Origin of the sequence: Mesorhizobium sp. B2-1-3 (assembly GCF_006442495.1) — a bacterium.
Classification (GTDB): Bacteria; Pseudomonadota; Alphaproteobacteria; order Rhizobiales; family Rhizobiaceae; genus Mesorhizobium.
On the sequence record NZ_VFWL01000009.1, the window covers coordinates 237439 to 258950 of the forward strand.

At 65.0% G+C, this 21512-nt stretch carries 21 protein-coding genes and 1 tRNA gene; 13 read left to right on the forward strand and 9 right to left on the reverse strand.

Annotated features, from left to right (window positions below):
- Nucleotides 1–10: 10 nt before the first annotated feature.
- Genes FJ973_RS17310 through FJ973_RS17320 form a run of 3 tightly spaced genes read left to right on the forward strand, consistent with a single transcriptional unit; the run spans nt 11 to nt 3664 of the window.
- A complete protein-coding gene (locus tag FJ973_RS17310; protein WP_140512890.1) occupies nt 11–277 on the forward strand; it encodes a sarcosine oxidase subunit delta in 267 nt (88 codons plus the stop codon).
- Nucleotides 274–3153 carry a sarcosine oxidase subunit alpha family protein gene (locus FJ973_RS17315; protein WP_140556900.1) on the forward strand — a complete coding sequence of 960 codons (2880 nt, stop codon included), beginning with the start codon at nt 274–276 and terminating at the stop codon, nt 3151–3153. Before FJ973_RS17310 ends, FJ973_RS17315 begins: the two co-directional genes overlap by 4 nt.
- A complete protein-coding gene (locus FJ973_RS17320) occupies nt 3146–3664 on the forward strand; it encodes a hypothetical protein (RefSeq protein ID WP_140556902.1) in 519 nt (172 codons plus the stop codon). Before FJ973_RS17315 ends, FJ973_RS17320 begins: the two co-directional genes overlap by 8 nt.
- Here FJ973_RS17320 and FJ973_RS17325 read toward each other — a convergent pair.
- From FJ973_RS17325 to FJ973_RS17335, 4 genes are all read right to left on the reverse strand, one after another.
- Nucleotides 3654–4139, reverse strand: a complete 486-nt coding sequence (locus FJ973_RS17325; protein WP_140556904.1) for a hypothetical protein — start codon at nt 4137–4139, stop codon at nt 3654–3656. The genes FJ973_RS17320 and FJ973_RS17325 overlap by 11 nt on opposite strands.
- 37 nt (nt 4140–4176) lie before the next feature.
- Nucleotides 4177–4332: a hypothetical protein gene (locus FJ973_RS30945; protein WP_181168359.1), complete on the reverse strand. Its 156-nt coding sequence runs from the start codon at nt 4330–4332 to the stop codon at nt 4177–4179.
- A 56-nt stretch (nt 4333–4388) separates the two neighbouring features.
- Nucleotides 4389–4464, reverse strand: a tRNA-Ala gene (locus FJ973_RS17330).
- A gap of 173 nt (nt 4465–4637) precedes the next feature.
- Entirely contained in the window at nt 4638–5027 is a 390-nt protein-coding gene (locus FJ973_RS17335; RefSeq protein WP_140497238.1) for a TIGR02300 family protein, read from the reverse strand.
- A 207-nt stretch (nt 5028–5234) separates the two neighbouring features.
- Here FJ973_RS17335 and aroA point away from each other — a divergent pair, with 207 nt between their 5' ends.
- The 3 genes from aroA to rpsA all read left to right on the forward strand — a co-directional run bounded on the left by aroA (nt 5235) and on the right by rpsA (nt 9408).
- Nucleotides 5235–6593, forward strand: coding sequence for a 3-phosphoshikimate 1-carboxyvinyltransferase (aroA, locus tag FJ973_RS17340; protein WP_140556906.1), 1359 nt, complete (start codon nt 5235–5237; stop codon nt 6591–6593).
- Nucleotides 6594–6856: 263 nt separating this feature from the next.
- On the forward strand, nt 6857–7507 hold the full coding sequence (gene cmk / locus FJ973_RS17350; RefSeq protein ID WP_140497244.1) for a (d)CMP kinase: 651 nt from the start codon (nt 6857–6859) through the stop codon (nt 7505–7507).
- Nucleotides 7508–7710: 203 nt separating this feature from the next.
- Nucleotides 7711–9408 (forward strand): 30S ribosomal protein S1, encoded by a 1698-nt coding sequence (gene rpsA / locus FJ973_RS17355; RefSeq protein WP_140497246.1) that lies wholly within the window; start codon nt 7711–7713, stop codon nt 9406–9408.
- Nucleotides 9409–9519: 111 nt separating this feature from the next.
- On the opposite strand, the gene FJ973_RS17360 is transcribed toward rpsA, so the two are convergent.
- The 4 genes from FJ973_RS17360 to FJ973_RS17375 form a co-directional block, all read right to left on the reverse strand.
- A complete protein-coding gene (locus FJ973_RS17360; RefSeq protein WP_140512879.1) occupies nt 9520–10227 on the reverse strand; it encodes an SDR family NAD(P)-dependent oxidoreductase in 708 nt (235 codons plus the stop codon).
- Between the two features lie 212 nt (nt 10228–10439).
- Nucleotides 10440–12020 carry a 5-guanidino-2-oxopentanoate decarboxylase gene (locus tag FJ973_RS17365; RefSeq protein ID WP_140556907.1) on the reverse strand — a complete coding sequence of 527 codons (1581 nt, stop codon included), beginning with the start codon at nt 12018–12020 and terminating at the stop codon, nt 10440–10442.
- Nucleotides 12020–12691 carry a TetR family transcriptional regulator C-terminal domain-containing protein gene (locus tag FJ973_RS17370; RefSeq protein WP_140497252.1) on the reverse strand — a complete coding sequence of 224 codons (672 nt, stop codon included), beginning with the start codon at nt 12689–12691 and terminating at the stop codon, nt 12020–12022. The genes FJ973_RS17365 and FJ973_RS17370 overlap by 1 nt, the downstream gene beginning before the upstream one ends.
- Entirely contained in the window at nt 12661–13533 is an 873-nt protein-coding gene (locus FJ973_RS17375) for a dimethylarginine dimethylaminohydrolase family protein (protein WP_140556909.1), read from the reverse strand. Before FJ973_RS17375 ends, FJ973_RS17370 begins: the two co-directional genes overlap by 31 nt.
- A gap of 211 nt (nt 13534–13744) precedes the next feature.
- On the opposite strand from FJ973_RS17375, the gene FJ973_RS17380 reads away from it, so the two are divergent.
- The 7 genes from FJ973_RS17380 (at nt 13745) to FJ973_RS17410 (ending at nt 20011) form a co-directional block, all read left to right on the forward strand.
- On the forward strand, nt 13745–14560 hold the full coding sequence (locus FJ973_RS17380) for an ABC transporter ATP-binding protein (protein ID WP_140497256.1): 816 nt from the start codon (nt 13745–13747) through the stop codon (nt 14558–14560).
- Nucleotides 14561–14613: 53 nt separating this feature from the next.
- Complete coding sequence (locus FJ973_RS17385; protein WP_140512875.1) at nt 14614–15414, forward strand: transporter substrate-binding domain-containing protein; 801 nt, start codon at nt 14614–14616, stop codon at nt 15412–15414.
- 287 nt (nt 15415–15701) lie between these two features.
- A complete protein-coding gene (locus FJ973_RS17390) occupies nt 15702–16367 on the forward strand; it encodes an ABC transporter permease (protein ID WP_140556911.1) in 666 nt (221 codons plus the stop codon).
- Nucleotides 16367–17176 (forward strand): ABC transporter permease, encoded by an 810-nt coding sequence (locus FJ973_RS17395; RefSeq protein ID WP_140556912.1) that lies wholly within the window; start codon nt 16367–16369, stop codon nt 17174–17176. Before FJ973_RS17390 ends, FJ973_RS17395 begins: the two co-directional genes overlap by 1 nt.
- A 96-nt stretch (nt 17177–17272) precedes the next feature.
- Nucleotides 17273–18274: an Ldh family oxidoreductase gene (locus FJ973_RS17400; protein WP_140497264.1), complete on the forward strand. Its 1002-nt coding sequence runs from the start codon at nt 17273–17275 to the stop codon at nt 18272–18274.
- A gap of 236 nt (nt 18275–18510) precedes the next feature.
- On the forward strand, nt 18511–18792 hold the full coding sequence (locus FJ973_RS17405; protein ID WP_140556914.1) for a hypothetical protein: 282 nt from the start codon (nt 18511–18513) through the stop codon (nt 18790–18792).
- A gap of 244 nt (nt 18793–19036) precedes the next feature.
- Nucleotides 19037–20011 carry a complex I NDUFA9 subunit family protein gene (locus tag FJ973_RS17410; RefSeq protein ID WP_140556916.1) on the forward strand — a complete coding sequence of 325 codons (975 nt, stop codon included), beginning with the start codon at nt 19037–19039 and terminating at the stop codon, nt 20009–20011.
- 21 nt (nt 20012–20032) lie between these two features.
- Here the strand turns inward: FJ973_RS17410 and FJ973_RS17415 are convergent, their stop codons facing one another.
- The gene (locus FJ973_RS17415; RefSeq protein ID WP_140512865.1) at nt 20033–21403 is read right to left on the reverse strand and encodes a cytochrome P450; all 1371 of its coding nucleotides are present in this window, start codon (nt 21401–21403) and stop codon (nt 20033–20035) included.
- Nucleotides 21404–21512: the final 109 nt, after the last annotated feature.

The window sequence follows — 21512 nt, forward strand, 5'->3', positions numbered from 1 at the left end:
GAGGTTTGCCATGCAGCTTTTCCCTTGCCCGTTCTGCGGCCCGCGCGACGAGACCGAATTCCACTATGGCGGCGATGCCGGCAATGTCAGGCCTGATGGCGCCGAGGTGCCGATCGAGCACTGGGCCAACTACCTCTATCTGCGCTCCAACCCAAAAGGCGCGGCGCGCGAGATCTGGGTGCATATGAACTGCGGCGAATTCTTCGTCATGGAGCGTGACACCGTTACGCACAAGGTGCTGTCTTCGGCTGCCCTGGGCGGGGAGCACGCGGCGTGACCGCCTCGCGCCTTAGCACGGGTGGCAGCGCCATCGACCGCTCGCGCCCGATCCGCTTCAGCTTCGACGGCGCCACCGTACAGGGATTCGCCGGCGACACCATCGCCTCCGCGCTGCTGGCCGCCGATGTCGCGGTCGTCGGCCGCAGCTTCAAATACCACCGGCCGCGCGGCATCTGGGGCGCGGGCGTCGAAGAGCCGAACGCGCTGGTGGATATCAGCGGCCCGCAGACGACGCCGAACACGCGTGCGACGACCGAGCCGGCGCGCGACGGGCTGGTGGCCAAAAGCGTCAACGCGACACCCAATGCGCTGGCCGACCGCAACGCCTTCCTCGACCGCTTTTCCCGCTTCATTCCGGCCGCCTTCTACTACAAGACCTTCATGTGGCCGGACTGGCACATGTTCGAGCCACGCATTCGCGCCATGGCGGGACTGGGTCAGGTAGACAAGGACTGGACGTCGCCCGGCCCGGCCGACCAGATCAACCACCATTGCGACGTGCTGGTGATCGGCGCCGGACCGGCCGGGCTGGCAGCGGCAAGGCTGGCGGCCGGCGCAGGCCGGTCCGTCATGCTGGTCGACGACCAGCAAAAGCCCGGCGGATCGCTCGGTCACCGCGCCGGCGAGATCGACGGCAAACCGGCCGCCGTGTGGGTCGAGGAGACGGTTGCGGGGCTTTCCGCCGGCGGTCACCTGGTCCTGCCTTCGACCACCGCTTTCGGTATCTACGACCATAATCTGGTCGGGCTTAACCAGCGGCATTTCGACGGCCGGCCGGACACGCTGTGGCGGGTCAGGCCGCGCCGGATCGTGCTGGCGACGGGCGCCATCGAGCGGCCCCTGCCATTCGCCAACAATGACCTGCCGGGCATTCTCTCGGCGGACGCAGCGCTCAGCTATCTCAGGCGCCATGCGGTGCTGGCCGGCCGCCATATCGTCGTCGCCGCAAACAATGACAGCGCCTATGAAGTGGCGGAGGCGGCCGCCGAGGCTGGCGCCGACGTCACGCTTGTCGACATCAGGCGCGACGGTATGCCCGCCGCGCCCGCCAAGGTGCGGATGCTCAAGGGCCGCGCGCTCACCGCCGCGGCCGGCAAGCTGCGCGTCGAGGGTGTGATGCTGGACGACGGCACCAGGCTCGATGCCGATTGTGTGCTGGTGTCGGGCGGCTGGACACCGACCATCCATCTCTTCGGCCAGGCCAAGGGCAAGCTCGCCTGGAGCGAGGCGCGCGCGGCCTTCCTGCCGGGCGACCCGGTCGAGGCCATAGCGGTGGCCGGAGCTGCCGCCGGCGCGGTTTCGTTGTCGGAGGTATTCGCCGGTTCGCAGAAAGCCGTCGCGTCGCTCGGCCCGACGAAGGCAGCAGTGCCGCGCAGCAGCGGAACGGAGGCGACCAGCGGGATAGTAGCGGCATGGCCAACGCCGGGTTCGAAGGGACGCATCTGGATCGATTACCAGAACGACGTGACGGTGAAGGACATAGAGCTGGCGGCGCGCGAAAATTTCGTCTCGGTCGAACATCTGAAGCGCTACACGACGCTCGGCATGGCGACCGACCAGGGCAAGACCTCCAACCTGCCTGGCCTGGCGCTGATGGCCGGGATCACCGGCCGCACGGTGCCGGAAGTCGGCACCACGACCTATCGTCCGCCGTTCACGCCGGTTCCGCTGGCGAGCTTCGCCGGCGCGCGCAGCGGCGAACTGATGGCGCCGGTGCGGCGGCTGCCGCTGGAGAGCGTGCATCGTGCCAGCGGCGCCGTGTTCCAGGAGTATGGCGGCTGGCTGCGCCCGGCCTATTATGGGGGCGGCGATGCGGATCGCACGATCCAGGACGAGGCCCGTCGCGCCCGCCAGTCCGTCGCATTGTTCGATGGCTCGACGCTGGGCAAGATCGAGGTGATCGGACCCAAGGCGGCCGCGTTCGTCGATTTCGTCTATTACAACACGATGTCGACGCTGAAGCCGGGCCGCTGCCGCTACGGCTTCATGTTGTCCGAGAATGGCGTGGTCTTCGATGACGGCGTGCTGGTGCGGCTAGACGAGCATCGCTTCGTCGTGTCGTGCTCGTCCTCGCACGTGGCCGCCGTGCATGCGCGGCTGGAGGAGTGGCGCCAGGACCGGTTCGGGCGCGGCGCGGTCTACATCCACAACGCCACCGCGGAAATGGCGACCCTGACCGTTTCGGGACCGAACGCCCGGAAACTGCTCGAGACGGTTGATCTCGGCCTTTCGCTCGAGGATGGCGAGCTGCCGCACATGGCGGTCGGCCAGGGCAGCTATGACGGCGACGAGGTGCGCATCACCCGCGTCAGCTTCACCGGCGACAGAAGCTACGAGATCTCCATCCGGGCCGATCGCGCGGAGTCCTTGTGGGCGCGCCTGCGCGACGCCGGGCAGGCGTTCGATGCGGTTGTCATCGGCCTCGAGGCGCTGATGATCCTGCGCGCCGAGAAAGGCTTCATCGTGATCGGCAAGGACACCGACGGCACCACGCTGCCGCACGACCTCGGCGTCGAGGGCCCGCGGGCAAAGCGCCAGACCGAATTCGTCGGCCGCCGCTCGCTGTTCACCGAAGAGGCTTCGCGCGGCGACCGCATGCAGCTGGTCGGGCTGGCGGTCCCGTCCGGCGAAGCGCCGCTGCCAACTGGCGCGCATGGCATCAAGCGCAGCGGCGGCAAGCTGCGCAGCCAGGGCTTTGTCACATCGAGCTACCGGAGCCCTACGCTTGGCCGGCCGGTTGCGCTCGGCCTGATCGAGCGCGGTGCGGCCCGCCACGGCGAAACGATCGAAATCCAACATCTCGGCAAGGCGATGACGGCGACGATCGCCGCTCCTTGCGCCTTCGACCCGGCAGGAGACCGGTTCAATGCGTGATCTCGCCCAAAAATGGCCGGTAGCGCCGGACTGGCAGTCGGCAACCATCGGTGCACCGGGTCTCGAGGCGCGTACGATCCCGGGCCTCCGCCAATTGCTGGTCAGCGGCAATCTCGACGCCTGGGCGCGGATATCCGGCATGGACGGCAACGGCGTGGGCGCCTTTGGCAGCGCGCAAGGTGACCGCTATGCGGCGCGGCTGGCGCGCGACCGCCTGCTCGTCGTGTCGAGCACGCCGCTCGCCATCGCCGCGGGCTGGCACGCGGAAGGTTTCGCGGTGACGGCGATCAGCGCTGGACTTCATGTGTTCGAGGTCAAAGGCTCGGCGATCGACGCTTTCATCGCGCGCGGATCAACGCTTGACCCAAACAAGGAAAGCGCCAGTGCCGCACTTTCCTTCGCCGGCGTCAGCGCCATCGCCTACCGCCACCGGGACCGACTGCGCATCCATGTCGATCGCGGCCTGGCATCCTATCTCTGGACGTGGATCGAAACGGCTCTCAGAGCGTGAACGACCAGAACAGGCAGGCCAGCGTGGCCGCCGCGAAGACAACGAAAAACAGACTGCGCAAGAGCACGTTGCGGCGAAGCTCGTTCATGACGAAGTGGCAACCGACGATAGCCGCCGCAAACAGGAACCGCCAGTTCAGCAGCGCCCATAGGGCGTCGCGCTGGCCGAATGCCCATCTGGCGACGAGACAGCCTACGATGGAGGCAAGGAGCACGATCACGGTCCAGAAGATGGCATCGGCTGCATGGGTGAGCACGATGCCGGCGGCTCTGATCGGCAGGATCATCATCAGCAGCGCGCTGAAGAAATAGACGGCGGCGAGTGGAATGAACATCCCGGCATCGGCAATGCCGTCGAGGCGCCTGACGCCGATCGCACCGTAGGGGTAGCCGTGCCTGGCCACCACCAGGCTCAAGGCCATGAGCAGCGCTGTCAGCACCGCGACCAGGGCGAAGGACGTGAGGGCTTTGCTCATGACGGTCCCGTTCAAAGCGAATCAAACAGGAACCGTTTTAGTCAATGGCCGCATATTGCGTAAGCACCGGCGCGCCCGACGGCAGCGAAATCGGCAGGCAGCCCAGCATCAGTGGAGCGGGCGGCCAGAACGAAACCGCCGCGTCGACCGCCTGAGCGGCGCGCTTCAGGCTGCGGCGGGCAGCGATGTCCAAAAATTCCGAAGCTGAATCCGGTTTCTACAACCCCGAAATTTGGAAAAGTGACTGTTTGGTGGAGCCAATCGGAATCGAACCGACGACCTCTTGAATGCCATTCAAGCGCTCTCCCAACTGAGCTATGGCCCCACTTCCGGCAGTCAACCGGCGCCGTTTCCGGCGAAGAGATCCGGCGCGGGTTGGAGACCGCGCCGTTAGTGCAGGCGGCTTCTAACCCCGCCCTTCGTCAATATCAAGCCTTCATCAGCGGCTTTTTCTTCACAAGCTGCGAAAGCCGGCAAACGCTTGCGTTCCCGGCCTTGTCAGACCTCGTCGTCGTCGTCGCCGACGCCGATCATGTCGGCGACATCGTCGTCTTCTTCCTCTTCGTCGGCGAGGAACGTATCGTCCTCGTCGTCGCCCAGGTCGACATCATCCTCGTCGTCGCCGAGATCGGGCAGATCGTCGCCCTTGACGTCTTCGTCAGCCTCTTCGAGCGAGACGACTTCTACGCCCTCCTCGTCCTCGGCGTCCACTTCCTTCTCGGCCACTTCCTCTTCCTCCTCGAGGGCGGCGATCTTGCCTTCCTCGAAATAGGAACGCGGATAGGTCTTGCCGGTGTAGGGCGAGACGATCGGGTCCTTGTTCAGGTCGTAGAATTTTCGACCCGTTTCAGGGTCGATACGCTTTGTGCCAAGTTCGGTTTTTGCCACGGCAAGCCTCGTCGATAAAAGAGTGGTCCCCTTAACCACTGTTTGCAGCGCTGTCAAAGCCAAAAGCCGGCGTCCCAAAACCATGCGTTGAAAGGCCTAGCGTCAAGCGTCGACCATGGGGGATGACCATTTCGGCCCACCGTGATACGAGACCGCCGCAACAAATGAAAAGCGCCGGCCCGCCGGCATTCCGTCCAGGGAACTTCCATGTCTCACGCCGCCGCTTCCAAGCCGGCCACCGCCCGTAAATGTCAAGCGCTTTCCGGTACGGCGCGCGTGCCGGGCGACAAGTCGATCTCGCACCGCTCCTTCATGTTCGGCGGGCTCGCCTCCGGCGAGACCCGCATCACCGGCCTGCTCGAAGGCGAGGACGTCATGCGCACCGGTGCCGCCATGAAGGCGATGGGCGCGCATATCGAGAAGCGCGGCGACGAATGGGTGATCCGCGGCACCGGCAACGGCGCGCTGCTGCAGCCGGAAGGGCCGCTCGACTTCGGCAACGCCGGTACCGGCTCGCGGCTGACCATGGGGCTGGTCGGCACATATGACATGGAAACGACCTTCATCGGCGATGCTTCCTTGTCAGGCCGGCCGATGGGCCGCGTGCTGGAGCCACTGCGCCAGATGGGCGTGCAGGTGCTGAAGGCAACGCCCGGCGACCGCATGCCGATCACGCTGCATGGGCCAAAGCATGCCGCCCCGATCACCTATCGCGTGCCGATGGCCTCCGCGCAGGTGAAATCGGCGGTGCTTCTCGCCGGCCTCAACACGCCCGGCATCACCACCGTCATCGAGCCTGTCATGACGCGCGACCACACCGAAAAGATGCTGAAAGGCTTTGGCGCCAATTTGTCGGTCGAGACCGACGAGCGCGGCGTGCGCCATATCTTCATCGAGGGCCAGGGCAAGCTCACCGGCCAGACGATCGCTGTGCCGGGCGACCCATCCTCGGCCGGCTTCCCGCTGGTGGCCGCGCTGATCGTGCCGGGTTCCGAGATCGTGATCGAAAACGTGCTGATGAACCCGACCCGCACCGGGTTGCTTTTGACTTTGCAGGAGATGGGCGGGCAGATCGAGATCTTGAACCCGCGTAACGCCGGCGGTGAGGATGTCGCGGACCTGCGCGTGCATTACTCCGAACTCAAGGGCGTCACCGTGCCGGCCGAACGGGCGCCGTCGATGATCGACGAATATCCGGTGCTGGCGGTTGCCGCCAGCTTCGCCGAGGGCGAGACGCTGATGCAGGGGCTGGAGGAACTCAGGGTAAAGGAATCCGACCGGCTGTCGGCGGTAGCCAATGGGCTCAAGCTCAACGGCGTCGACTGCACAGAGGGTGAGGCATCGCTCGCGGTGCGCGGAAAGCCCGGCGGCAAGGGGCTCGGCGGCCACCCCAATGGCCCGGACACGACCGTGCAGACCCATCTCGACCACCGCATCGCCATGAGCTTCCTGATCATGGGGCTGGCGACCGAGAAGCCGGTGACCATCGACGACGCCAACATGATCGCGACAAGTTTCCCGGAGTTCATGAGCCTGATGACGGGGCTTGGGGCGGAGATCGGGTGAGAGTTGATGGGTTGGGGCCAAACTGAAATGCCGGCAGGACAGCGCCCCCCTCTGTCCTGCCGGACATCTCCCCCACGAGGGGGGAGATCAGCCGTCACAGCGGCCTTCGCAAATCGCCCGCGTTGCAGAAGTGAGCGAGGCGTCGGAACTGCCAATCTCCCCCCTTGTGGGGGAGATGTCCGGCAGGACAGAGGGGGGCGCGACGGATCGCAAGCTCTCTCCGGACCGCTACGCTGTTCGGTTTCAGGTATGCTGGCCTGCCAATGACACACGTCTTCACCATCGCCATCGACGGTCCGGCCGGAGCCGGCAAGGGCACCCTCGCCCGGCGTCTGGCCGATCACTACCGACTGAACCTGCTCGACACCGGCCTCACCTACCGTGCCGTCGCCCATGCCTTGCTGCGGCTTGGCTTGCCGCTCGACAATGTCTCGGCGGCCGAGACGGCCGCGCGCCAAGTCGACCTGGCGAAGCTCGACCGGGCCGTCTTGTCGGCGCATGCGGTTGGCGAAGCGGCCTCGAAGGTCGCGGTGTTTCCAACGGTGCGGCGCATCCTGGTGGAGAAACAGCGCGAGTTTGCCAAATCCCCTCCGGGTGCCGTGCTCGACGGTCGCGACATCGGCACCGTGGTGTGCCCCGATGCCGACATCAAACTCTATGTGACCGCGAGCGCCGAAGTGCGGGCAAGACGCCGGCTGGCCGAGATCGAGAGCATCGGCGGCACGGCTGATTTCACCGAAATCCTCGCCGATATCCGGCGCCGCGACGAGCGTGACATGGGCCGCGCCGACTCGCCCTTGAAGCCTGCCCCCGACGCGCACTTGCTTGATACCAGCGAAATGGCTATAGAAGCCGCGTTTCTCGCGGCCAGAGCTGTCATCGACGACGTGCTGTCCAAGGGAAACAAGGCCTGATCCGGGTTTTTCCTCGTGCTTCCGTTGCTGGAGGCGAAGGAAATACCCATATCGGGCACGAACCAGCCTGCCAGCATTCTTCATGCGCCGGACTTGCCGCCTTAAGCGGCCAAGGGCTCTTTGCCCGGAACGCCGGCAGGCCAACGCAACGCTAACCCACGGCGCACGCCCCGCTAAAGATGCGGGGTATTCCAGGAGAAACAATGTCTGTAGCAAATCCCTCTCGCGACGATTTCGCGAGCATGCTCGAAGAATCATTCACCGCCGGCCATTCCGGCGAGGGCCAGGTTGTCCGGGGCACGATCACCGCGATCGAAAAGGACATGGCCATCATCGACGTCGGCCTCAAGGTCGAAGGCCGCGTGCCGCTGAAGGAATTCGGCGCCAAGGGCAAAGAATCCACCCTCAAGGTCGGCGACACGGTCGAAGTCTATGTCGAGCGTATCGAGAACGCGCTTGGCGAAGCCATGCTGTCGCGCGAGAAGGCTCGCCGCGAAGAGAGCTGGGTGCGTCTCGAAGAGAAGTTCACCAAGGGTGAGCGCGTCGAAGGCGTCATCTTCAACCAGGTCAAGGGTGGCTTTACCGTCGACCTCGACGGCGCCGTGGCGTTCCTGCCGCGCAGCCAGGTCGACATCCGCCCGATCCGCGACGTCTCGCCGCTGATGCACAACCCGCAGCCTTTCGAGATCCTCAAGATGGATCGCCGCCGCGGCAACATCGTGGTGTCGCGCCGCACCGTGCTCGAGGAGAGCCGCGCCGAACAGCGTTCGGAAATCGTGCAGAACCTCGAAGAGGGACAGGTTGTCGAAGGCGTGGTCAAGAACATCACCGACTACGGTGCGTTCGTCGACCTCGGCGGCATCGACGGCCTGCTGCATGTCACCGACATGGCATGGCGCCGCGTCAACCATCCGACCGAGATCCTCAACATCGGCCAGACGGTCAAGGTGCAGATCATCCGCATCAACCAGGAAACGCACCGTATCTCGCTCGGCATGAAGCAGCTCGAGAGCGATCCTTGGTCGGAGATCGGCACCAAGTTCCCGATCGGCAAGAAGATCAAGGGCACCGTCACCAACATCACCGACTACGGCGCGTTCGTCGAGCTGGAGCCGGGCATCGAAGGCCTCATCCACGTTTCGGAAATGTCGTGGACCAAGAAGAACGTGCATCCCGGCAAGATCCTGTCGACGACGCAGGAAGTCGATGTCGTGGTGCTCGAAGTCGATCCGGCCAAGCGCCGCATCTCGCTCGGTCTCAAGCAGACGCTGGAGAACCCGTGGGAGGCTTTCGCTCGCAGCCATCCGGTCGGCAGCCAGGTCGAGGGCGAGGTCAAGAACAAGACCGAGTTCGGCCTGTTCATCGGCCTGGAAGGCGACGTGGACGGCATGGTGCACCTTTCCGACCTCGACTGGACCCGTCCGGGCGAGCAGGTGATCGAGGAGTACAATCGCGGCGACATGGTCAAGGCGCAGGTGCTCGACGTCGACATCGAGAAGGAGCGCATCTCGCTCGGCATCAAGCAGCTGGCCCGCGACACGGTTGGCGAAGCGGCGACTTCAGGCGAGCTGCGCAAGAACGCCGTCGTCACCTGTGAGGTCATCGGCGTCAAGGATGGCGGTCTGGAAGTGCGGCTGGTGGAAAGCGGCATCGAGACCTTCATCAAGCGCTCCGACCTTTCCCGTGACCGCGACGAGCAGCGCCCCGAGCGCTTCACCGTCGGCCAGAAGGTCGACGCCCGCGTCATCGCCTTCGACAAGAAGACCCGCAAGCTGCAGGTCTCGATCAAGGCGCTGGAAATCGCCGAGGAGAAGGAAGCGGTCGCCCAGTACGGCTCGACCGACTCCGGCGCTTCGCTGGGCGACATCCTGGGCGCCGCGCTGAAGAAGCAGGGCAGCTAAGCGCCCTTTCGCACAGGCCCGAAACAAACCCCCGCCGGAGCGATCCGGCGGGGTTTTTCTTTGTCGGAAACTCGGACGCAGCCCGAGGATCGTCGAAGTCAACTATGCGCGTTATGCGCGACCGTAGAGCGGCACCAGCGTGCCGCTCATCGCCTGGTTGGCGGGCGAGGCCAGGTAGGCGATGGCCTCGGCCGCCGCTTCGAGGCTGACCCATTTGCTGAAATCGGCATCCGGCATGTCGGCACGGTTGGCCGGCGTGTCGAGCGTCGAGGGGGCCACCGCATTGACCAGGATGCCCTGGTGCTTCAGCTCTTCCGCCATGGCCACCGTCATCGCCGCGACCGCTGCTTTGGAGGCGGCATAGGCGACCATGCCCGAGCCGCGGCGCGGATCAAGCCCGGCGCGTGCCGTGACATTGACGACGCGGCCGGCGGTGCCCGCCGCCAGCATGGAGCGCACCGCCGCACGGCTGCACAGGAACGCGGTGCGGGCATTGGTGTCCATCATCTCGGCAAAGGAGGCGGATTCGATCTTCTCCACCGGCGCCATGGCAAAGCCGCCTGCCAGATGGATCGATCCCCACAAGGCGGGAACCTGGGCATAGAAGGCTTCGACCTTGGCGGAGTCGGAGAGGTCGACATTGTGCGCCAGCCTGACGTTCTCGTGCGTGGTGAAAGGGAAATGCGAAGGTGCCGCGGCATGGGCGTTCGGCACATGGCAGACCGCGCCCTCGCCCAGCAGCTTGCCGACGACCGCGCCGCCGAGCGCACCGGTTCCACCGGTCACAACGATATGCCTGCCCTGAAGTGTTTCCGTCATCCTGGACCGCTCCTGTCTTTTTTTGATTATGTCGCTTGTTTCGCCGCGCCGACGCGAAGCGTCGCGCCTTTCGTGCGATCACTCAATTGATATCTCGACATGGCAGCCGTCGCGTCTTTGCATGTGTCGGGCAGCGGCGATTGTTGCCGCGCAAAAGCCAAGCCGGCGAATGACCACGATGCAAGTAGGAAAATCGACGCCGGCGTGAAGCTTCACTCGACCGTGATTTCGATGACGCGCGGCAACCCCGTTGCCCGGGCGCGCTTCAGCGCGAGTGGTAAGGCGCCGGTATCGGCGATCCGTTCGGCGCCGATGCCATAGGCCTCGGCCAGTTTGCAGAAATCCGGCGGTGCCGGGGACACGCCGACGGGTTCCACGCCGACGTCGAGCATCGAAGTCTCGATCTCGCGATAGCCCCTGTTATTCCAGACGACGAAGATAACGGGTGCCGCGGCATCAAGCGCCGCGCCAAGCTCGGGTAAGGTGAACTGGAAGCCACCGTCGCCGGTGAGGCAGACGATCGGCGCGTCTGGCATGGCGAGCGCCGCGCCCACCGCCGCCGGCGGGCCGTAGCCCAGCGCGCCGAAGCCGGTGGCGGCGTTGAACCAGCCGCCCGGCCGGTCGTGATCGTAATAGAGGTTGGCGGCGTAGACGGGCTGGGTGGAGTCGCCGACGATGATCGCGCCCGGCAGGGCGTCGCGGATGGCTTCCACCGCGTGGACCTGCGCCGCATGGACGGGGGTCAGTTCGGCGCGAGCCGCCTTTCGCGCCGCCGCGGCGCGGTTCTTCCCGTCCTGCCTGCCCGCGTCGACCGAGCCGAGCGCGGCAAGCAAGGCTTCGATCGCCTCGGCGCAGTCGGCCTGGATGGCCACCGTCGCCGGACGGCGCGCCAGCTGATCGGCGCCGATGTCGATGCGGATCAGATTGGCCGGCAGGACAAATCCGCCATCGCCATAGCCGTCATAATCGGTCGGGCCGAACTCGGTGCCGGCGGCAATGACCAGATCGGCCTCGCCCATCAGCGCGCGGATGGCTTTCAGGCTGGGACTGGCCGGTACGCAGAGCGGATGGCGGTGGAGCAGGCCGCGCGCATTGGTCGTCTCGACGACCGGCGCGCCCAGCCTTTCGGCCAGGCGCCGCAGCGCATCCTCGGCGCGCTTGGCGCCGCCGCCGGCCAGGATGAGCGGGTGCCGAGCCGCCGCACAAAGGCTGGCCGCCGCGGCGATGGCCGTCGCCCCGGCAGCCGGTGGCGCGGCATTGCTCAGCACCGCCGCGATCCCATCGGCAGGCTTGACCATGACGTCGGTCGGAATCTCGATATGCACCGGGCCCGGCCGCGACGAGGAAAACAGCGCGAAGGCACGGGCGAGCGCGCCGGGCAGTTCGCCGGCCTCGGTGATGCGTTGCGAAAACAGCGCCACCTTTTCCATCATGCCGCGCTGGTCCGGCAGCTCGTGCAGGAAGCCCAGGCCCTTGCCAAGCGTCGGCGTGGCGTTGACGCCCGAGATTACCAGCATCGGCACCGAATCGGCGCGCGCCTGTGCCATGGCGGTGATGGTGTTGGTCAGACCCGGGCCGGTGATGACGAAGGCGACGCCCGGCCGGCCGCCGGCGCGCGCATAGCCGTCGGCCATGAAGCCCGCGCCCTGCTCGTGGCGCGGCGTGACATGGCGGATCCTCGAACGCGCCAACCCGCGATAAAGCTCGACCGTGTGGACGCCGGGAATACCGAACACGGTGTCGACGCCATGCGCCTCGAGCAGTGAAATCAACGCTTCGCCAATGGTGGTCATTAGTGTTCTCCCCTTTCCGGCTCGAGGCCGAGCTCGGCTTCGACAGCCTTGATCCCAATCGCCGCCAATTCGCCGGGCGAGAACATCTCGCCGGCCAGGCAGCCTTCGATCCAGAGTCCGTCGATGATCGCGTTGATCGCGATGGCATGGTGGCGCAACTGGCTTGCGTCCGGCTTGCACTGTTCGGCGGCGAGCACTTCGGCCACAACCGCCTCCACCTCGTTGCGAAAGCCGAGATAGCCTTCGCGGTGGGCACGGGCCAGGGTCGGATCCGCACCGGCGCGGCCGATGAAGGTTGCCCAGAGCGAAAAAACCCGCGCGTCGATGATCGGCGCGTTGAGGTTGGCGGTGACGAAAGCCGCAAGGCGTTGCCGCGGCGAGGCATCTTCCATGACCAATGCTGCTTTCGCCTGCTCGGTCATGCGGCCGACCAGTGCCGTATAGGCCTCCTGCAGCAATTCTTCCTTGCCGGGGAAATAGTGCCGGATCAGCCCGGCGGTAACGCCGGCCCGCAATGCGATGGTGCGCAAGGTGGCGCCCTGCAGCCCATGTTCGGCCACGCTGTCCAGAGTCGCCTCGATCAGATCCTGCCGCCGCCGCTCCTCGCCCTCGCGACGGAACTTGCGGCGGGATGGCGCATTCATTGGCGCAGGATCGGCCGCGTCAGGCATGTCGGCCCACCTTCGCAGGCGATGCAGAGCGCATCCGCCTCGAAGACTTCAACCATGCAGCCGACGGCCTCCATTGCGGCCTTGGTCTTGGGAAAGCCTGCAACGGCAATGACATTGAGCGGGCTGGTCGGCAGTACGTTAAGGCTGAGGCCGTTGGAAGCAGCGAACTCCTCGGCATCGCCTTCGACCAGCCGGATGCCGCGTGCCTTCAGCATTTGATAGAACGGGGCCGGCAAAAGCGGCGAATAAACCAGCGCGAGGTCGTCCGCCAACGGGCTGATCACCGACATCAGATGCAGGCACGCCTCTTCGCCCTGCCACAGCGGCAGATCAAAGCCGTAGACGGAAACGCCCAGCGGCGTCAGCAGGTTGGAAACCTGCTGGATGCCTTCCTGGTTGGAGCGGACACCGCGCCCGATCGCCAGCGTGCGGGCGTCCACCCAGACACAATCACCGCCTTCGACCTGACCAGGAGCCTCGACGCGGCCGAGGATCGGAATGCCCAGCCTTGTGTAGGTTTCCTCATGCAGCGAGGGCTCCCTGGCGCGTAGTGGCTTACCCATGGACAGGATCAGCGCGCCGCGACCGGTCATCAGCGATGGGTCGTGCGTGAACACCGAATCCGAAAGTCCGTCGGCCTTGTCTTCGATCCATTCGATTTCAGCGCCGGAAGCCGCTACCAACTCAGCAAGGGCCGCGTGCTGCGAGGCAGCTTTCGCCGGATTGAACCCCGGGCCATAGTGCCAGGCAGATCTGTCGGCGTCGCGCATGGCGTTGGCCGCCGACCGCATCAGCACGCGCCGCAGCGTCGCCGCCATGGACTGTGATCCGAAAGCGCTCATCGGTGCCCTTTTTAGCTGAAAAAAATCGAGAAAATTTCATGAAAGGCTATTTATACACTTGCACAACAAGGCCGCAAGTGCCGTAATGAGCGGGATTGACGGGCTCGCGCTGTTGGGTCCATGCTGAAGTCTGGAGCGGGGCAGTACAGCGTATGTTGATTAGCCGGGTAGACGTTCGACGAGCTGCCATCGACTGCACGGAGGTCACCTGTTGAGCACGGCGGGAGTTGCCGCAGCCCCATCCGGTGAGGCGCAAAATGGCGCCGCCGAAGCCATCCACGTCGAGAACCTGCACAAGAAATTCGGTGAGCTGCATGTGCTGAAGGGCGTCTCGCTGTCGGCGCGCGACGGCGAGGTCATCGCCATCATCGGCGGCTCGGGCTCAGGCAAATCGACGCTGTTGCGCTGCATCAACTGCCTGGAGAATCCGACCAGCGGCATCATTCGCGTCAATGGCGAGGAGATCAAGCTGAAGGCGGACAGCCACGGCCATACCGTGCCGGCCGACCGCAGGCAGATCGAACGCATCCGCTCCAAGCTCGGCATGGTGTTCCAGAATTTCAATCTGTGGAGCCACATGACGCTGATCGAGAACGTCATCGAGGTTCCCGTGCATGTGCTGGGCGTCAAGCGCGACGCGGCGATCGCCCAGGCCGAAAAACTGCTCGTCCGCGTCGGCCTCGCCGAAAAGCGGGATGTCTATCCGGCCTACCTGTCGGGCGGCCAGCAGCAGCGCGCCGCGATCGCTCGCGCATTGGCGATCAATCCGCGCGTCATGCTGTTCGACGAACCGACCTCGGCGCTCGACCCCGAACTGGTCGGCGAGGTGCTTAGAGTGATCGGCGATCTGGCGCGCGAAGGCCGCACCATGGTGCTGGTCACCCACGAGATGAAGTTCGCGCGCGAGGTCGCGACGCATGTCGTCTATCTCTACAATGGACTGGTCGAGGAGGAAGGCCCGCCGGAGCAGATCTTCGGCGCGCCCAGATCCGAAAGGCTCAAGCAATTCATTCGCAACATCGGCTAGCAAACCGAGGGCGGAAGAAAACCGGGAACCAACAACAAACTGGGAGTCGTGAAATGAAGACTGTTCTGAAGACGTTCGCCGCAGCGCTGCTGCTCGGCGTCGCCGCCATGGGCGTAGCCAAGGCCGATCCGGTCAAGATCGGCATCGCCGCCGAGCCCTATCCGCCGTTCACCTCGCCGGATGCTTCGGGCAAATGGGTCGGCTGGGAGATCGAGTTCATCGACGCCGTCTGCGCCGAGGAGAAGCTCGACTGCGTCATCACGCCCGTCGCCTGGGACGGCATCATCCCGGCGCTGACCACCAAGAAGATCGACCTCATCGTCTCTTCGATGTCGATCACCGACGAACGCAAGAAGACGATCGACTTCTCGGATAAGTACTACAACACGCCGACGGCGATCATCGGACCGAAGGACCAGAAATTCGGCTCCGCGCCGGACGATCTCAAGGGCAAGATCCTGGGCGTCCAGGTATCGACCGTGCATGCTGTCTACGCCAAGAAGCATTTCGGCGCCACGGCGTCGGAGATCAAGGAGTACCAGACGCAGGACGAGGCAAACAACGACCTTGCCGCCGGGCGCCTCGATGCGGTGCAGGCCGATTCCATCGCGCTTGGCGAGTTCCTCAAGACCGACCAGGGCAAGGCCTGCTGCGACCTGAAGGGCATGGTGGCTCCGGACGACGAAGTGCTCGGACCGGGCGTCGGCGCCGGCGTGCGCAAGGAAGACACCGAGCTGAAGGAAAAGATCAACGCCGGCATCAAGGCGATCCGCGCCAATGGCAAGTATGACGAGATCTCGAAGAAATACTTCGATTTCGACATATATGGCGGCAGCGGCGCGCAGTCGAACTGACGTGGCGATGCCACGCAGTCGGACTGACGCGGCGGTGCCACGCAGTCGGACTGACGCGGCGGTGCCACGCAGTCGGACTGACGACCTTCGCATGGGCTGGAAGACAAGGCGCTGACGCCAAGTCCTCCAACCCGACCTTTCCCACGCACCCTTGCCGCCGGCGGCTTGCGCCGGCGGATTGAGCCAGCAATCCGGGGGCGAAGCTGATCGATTCATTTCTTCCGGCCTCTGCGGCCGGCATCATCGAACTCCTGTCGCCCGCGCCCGTCGGCTGGGGCGGGACGCTCATGCTTGGGCTGCTGCATTCGCTTGAGATCGCCGTCGGCGCCACGATCGTCGGACTGTTGATCGGAACCGGCGGTGCCTATGGCAAGCTTTATGGCGGCCCCGTGGTGCGCGACCTGCTGGCGGTCTACACGACCATCGTGCGCGCGGTACCGGAACTGGTGCTGATCCTGCTCCTCTACTACGCCGGTACCGACCTGATAAACCAGATGCTGACCGCCATGGGCTATCAGCGCGTCGACATCAGCGGGCTGGTGGCCGGCATCGCGGTGCTCGGTTTCGTCCAGGGTGCCTACTCGACCGAGGTCATACGCGGCGCCATCCTTGCCGTCCCACAAGGCCAGATCGAAGCTGCCCGCGCTTACGGCATGTCTCCCGGCCTTCTCTTGCGGCGCATCACGTTGCCGGCAATGCTGCCCTTCGCCATTCCAGGTCTCGCCAATCTGTGGCTGATCGCCACCAAGGATACGGCGCTGCTGGCCGTGGTCGGCTTCTTCGAATTGACGTTGGCGACGCGGCAGGCGGCGGGCGTCACCAAGGCCTATCTGATATTCTATCTCGCGGCCGGCATGCTCTATCTGGCCGTGACGCTGTTTTCGAACCTCATTCTTGGTCGCGTCGAGAAATGGGCGCGGCGCGGTATGCCTTCGATCAAGGAAGCACACTGATGGCGAGCGAAGTGGCAATCATCAACAGCGCGGCTCGCGCCTCGCTCTGGCTGCAACCGCATCGCATCGTGCTGATCCTGATTGCGCTGGGGCTGGTGCTGTCCGCTGCGTTCTTCATGCGCTGGGACTGGCTGCCGCAATATTACGGCCTGGCCCTGCTCGGCATCTGGCGCGCGCTGTGGATCCTGGCCGTCACCTGTCTGTTGGGCTTCCTGATCGCCGTGCCGGTCGGATTGGCACAGGCTGGCGGCCCGATCTGGTTCGCGGCGCCGGCGAAGATCTTCTGCACCGTCATCAGGGGAACGCCGCTGCTGTTACAGCTGTGGCTGCTTTACTACGGGCTGGGTTCGTTGTTTCCGCAATATCCGTGGATCCGGGAATCCTGGATGTGGCCCTATCTCAGGCAGGCATGGCCTTACGCCGTCCTGGCGCTGACGCTCTCGTTCGCGGGTTACGAGGGCGAAGTGATGCGCGGCGCCTTTGCCGGCGTGCCGAAGGGGCAGCTCGAAGCCGCACGTGCGTTCGGCATGAGCCGCTGGAAGATCTTCCGGCGTATCTGGCTGCCGCAGGCCTTCTACCGGGCGCTGCCGACGCTGACGGGGGAAACCGTGCTGCAGTTGAAATCGACGCCGCTGGTGGCTACCATCAGCGTCATCGACATCTTCGCCGTTTCGTCGAAGGTCAGACAGGACACTTACCTCACCTATGAGCCCTTGCTGCTGCTTGCCTTGATCTATATGGCGATCACCGGCATTCTGGTCTTCGCCTTCGGCAGGATCGAGGCGCGGATTCCGAACAAGATCGGCTAGGGACCTAGTGAGTAGGGGTTAGTGAGTAGGAAGTGGCTAGTCGCCACCACCCATTGCTGACTACTCACTACTCACCACTCACTAAAGGCAGTCGCCATGCAACTCAGTCTCGAACAGGCAACCGGGCTGTGCCGCATGGCGGCGCTGGGTGCGGGCGCCAACGAGGAAGCGGCGCAATCGCTCACCGCCTCGATCATATCGGCCGAGGCGGAAGGACTCTCGACCGTCGGGCTGTCGCATTTCATCGACTATCTCGAAGCGCTGGAGGCCGGCCGCATCGACGGCAATGCCGAGCCGGTGATCACCCGGCCGGCGCTAGCAGTCTATCTTTCCGATGCGCAAGGCGGGCTGGCGCATACCGGCTTCGACCGCACGCTCGACGAGCTCGCCAAGGCGGCAAGACTGTTCGGCGTCGCCATCTTTTCGCAGAAGAATGCCTATACATGCGGCGCCCTCGGCTACTTTACCGGAAGGCTGGCAGCGCAGGGGCTAGTCTCCTTCGCCGCCACCAACGGTCCCGCCGTGCTTGCCGGTTCGGGCTCGGTCAAGCCGGTCTATTGCACCAACCCGATGTCCTTCGCCGCACCCGCCGCCGACGGTCCGCCGCTGGTCATCGACCAGTCGTCGAGCGCCACCGCCTTCGTCAATATCCGCAAGGCGGCCGAGGACGGCAAGAAGATCCCCGAAGGCTGGGCGCTCGATGCCAGCGGCAATCCCACTACAGATCCGGCCGCAGCCATGAAGGGGGCCATGCTCGCCTTCGGTGGCCAGCGCGGCGCCAACATCGCGCTGATGGTCGAGGTGCTGGCGGCGGGTCTGTCGGGGGCAAACTGGTCGCTCGATGCGCCCTGGTTCACCGGCGGCCCGGACAATCCCGGCACCGGCCTGTTCGTGCTGGCCGTCGAGCCCAAGCTGCTCGATCCGGATTTCGAGCAGCGGATGAAGGATCAGCTCGACCGGCTGCGCCGGCGCTACGGCGTGCACATACCGGGCCGCTCCCGGGCCGAGGCGGCGGAGAAGGCCGCGGCACGGGGCATCAAGGTCTCCAAGGCCGTGGTGCAGCGCATTTCCGAATTCGCCGAGCGCTATTCGGCCTGAAATAAATTCTTCTTTTCAGCTCATTAGCCGCCGGCGCCTGCCCGCGGCATGGCCATGCGTGTTTTTTTCGCGCGCGGTCTGAACCTTTTCGAGCGTCGGGGCGACCAATGCTTGTCCAGGGCAGGATGAGCTTGCCGATCCAGACCGGGGAACAGCACGTCACATCGAAATCTGCTCCACGCCAAGGCATGGCCTTCGCGTCCCGGAGAAACCAACCTCAGTGAAAAGGAACCATCATGACCAGCACCAAGACCACCATTCTGACCGCCGTCCTTCTCCTCGGCTCGTTCATGGGCGCGACCCAGGCGGCCAACCTGAAGGCCGCGCCGGTCAAGCCGTCCAGTCCAGGCGTCATTGCCGCGCCGGGCGGCGGCGCCACCGAGGACCACTATTGCAAGAACGGTCACGCGAAATTCGCCAGTTGCAGCACCGATTTCATCGCGGCCTGCAAGAAGGTCGGTGGCACCATGTCGGATGTCCAGGGCTGGGGTGGGCGTACTTGCTTCACGCCCTCCTGATACCGTCTCAGGTCAGGCCGCTCCGTCGGCCCCTGGCTTCGCATGGATGTCATCCGGAAAACCCCGCCTCGGCGGGGTTTTCTGCGTCAGGCAAGGCGTTCTGAAGCGCATTTGTCCTGATGCAATTCCCAAGCTGTTTTTCCTGGGAAAGCCGCTTCACAGCGACGACGCGTCACCCTTTGCGTTTGACGCGAAACGGATTATGAAACGGCTTCAGCCAAGCTTTCGAGCGCCGGAGCCAGCCATGACCGAAATCCTGCAGACCCCCAAGCTCGTCGTCATTTTCGGCGGGTCGGGCTTTGTCGGCCGCCACGTGGTGCGGGCCTTGGCCAAGCGCGGCTATCGCATCAGGGTCGCCTGCCGCCGGCCCGATCTCGCCGGCCATTTGCAGCCGCTCGGCAATGTCGGCCAGATCCAGCCCGTGCAGGCCAATGTGCGCGTGCGCTGGTCGGTCGATCGCGCCGTGCAGAGCGCCGATCATGTCGTCAACCTGGTTGCCGTGCTGCATGAGAGCGGGCGGCAGAAATTCACGGCCGTGCACGAATTCGGCGCTCGCGCCGTGGCCGAAGCGGCACGCGCAGCGGGCGCCGGCCTGACCCATATTTCGGCCCTGGGCGCCGACCTGGAAGCCGCATCCAACTATGCACGCACCAAGGCGCTTGGTGAAAAGGCCGTTCTGGAGACGATCAAGGACGCCGTGATCCTGCGGCCGTCGATCAATTTCGGACCGGAAGATAGTTTCTTCAACCGCTTCGCCAACATGGCGCGTTATTCGCCGGCACTGCCGCTGATCGGCGGCGGCCACACCAAGTTCCAGCTGGTCTATGTCGGCGACGTCGCCGAAGCGGTGGCGCGCTCGGTCGATGGCAAGGTCAAGGGCGGTCAGATCTACGAGCTTGGCGGCCCGCAGGTGCTTACTTTCAAGGAAAGCATGCAGGAAATGCTCGCGGTGATCGAGCGCAAGCGCCTACTGGTTCCGGTGCCGTGGTGGGTGGCGAACCTGCAGGCGTCGATCCTGGGCCTCTTGCCCAACCCGCTGCTGACCAAGGACCAGGTGCTGCAATTGCGCGAGCATAATGTCGTGTCGGAGGAGGCCGCCAGGGCCAACCGCACGCTTGCCGGCCTCGGCATCCAGCCGCAGGCGCTCGGCACGATCCTGCCAAGCTATCTCTGGCGTTTTCGCGCGGCCGGCCAGTTCCAGCGCAAACCGGCGGTCTGAACATAGGCCGACGGCGGGCGATTACAGGCGCGAAGTGATCCGCATGGGCAGCCCGCCTTGCGGCTGGGTGGTCAGCTTCTGGACCGGCCACGGCCTGGTTTGCGCGATGGAATCGAAGCGGAAACGCGACAGCAGGACGGCGAGCGCGATGATCGCTTCCTGCATGGCGAAGCTGGCGCCGATGCAGACGCGCGGCCCGGCGCCGAACGGCAGATACTGAAAGCGGTCGATCTTTTCGCGGTTGCCCGGATGGAACCGCTCCGGCATGAACGCGTCCGGCCTGTCCCACAGCTTCCTGTGACGGTGGACGACCCAAGGCATGACCAGCACGGCCGCGCGCCCCGGGATGTGGAGATCCCTCCAGTTCTCCGGCTCGATCGGCTCGCGGTTGATCGACGGCGCCGGCGGATAGAGCCTGAGCGCCTCGTCGAAGGCGGCGCGGGTGAGCGGCATGGCGTCCAGCCATCTGGTCGGATCGGGCTCGCGCGCCAGCACGGCATCGATCTCGCGCTCGATCTTTTCCCGCTCCCATGGCGCCTCGGCCAGGCAATAGAGCGTCCAGCCCAAGGCTCGCGCCGTGGTCTCATGGCCGGCACCGATGAAGGTGATGATGTTGTCCTCGACTTCCGAGCGTGTCAGCCCGTCCGGCCCCTCGGCCTTGAGCAGGAGGGTCAGGAAATCCTGCGGCACGGCATCGGCATCGCGCCTGAGTCTCTGTTCGCGTATCTTGACCGTATTGCTGACGATCTTGCGGAAATAGGCCATGGTCTTGCGGCCGCGGATGCGGGTAAGCCGCGGCAGCCATTCGGGCGCGCGCAGCAGGTCTAGCGGATCGACGCGGCCCATGGTCTCGAACAGCCGGTCGATCTCCTTGGCGAAACTGCCCGGCTCCCCCGCGATTTCCCCGGAGAACAGCGTCTCGGCCAGGATGTCGTAGGTCAGCAGCGTCATGTCGTGGGCAATGTCGGAGATGCCGCCATCCTCGTAGCGGGAGGCGAATTCAAGCGTGCGCTTGAGCATCGGTCCCGCGAAACCAAAGATGTGACGCGGCGTGAACACCGGCGCCATCGCCTTGCGCGAACGCTTCCAGACCTCGCCTTCGGCCGTCAGCAAGCCGTCGCGCAGGATCGGCCGCAGGATGAGCTGGCGCACCGTCGCCATCTTGTAGTTCCTGGCATTGTCGACCAGGACATGGCGAATGAGCCCCGGGTCATTGGCGATGACCAGCGGTCCACCGACGCCGTTCACCGAGATCCAGGGCTCGTTGTAGGTCGGCTCTCCCCACAGCTCGAGCGGGTTGCGGTAGACGATGCGCATCATCTCCAGCGTCGAGGGCGGCGATGTGCGCGGCCTCGGCGCCGGCGGAACGAAGGGGGCGGGCTGAGTGTCCATGGCTGCTCCGCTGGCAAGCGCGTCGCGCTAGTCCTTGCCTCCGTTCGATGTAGTGACTGACGCACGGCGCGTCCATGTGGCCTGACGATAAAAGCCCGTGCCCCCGAAG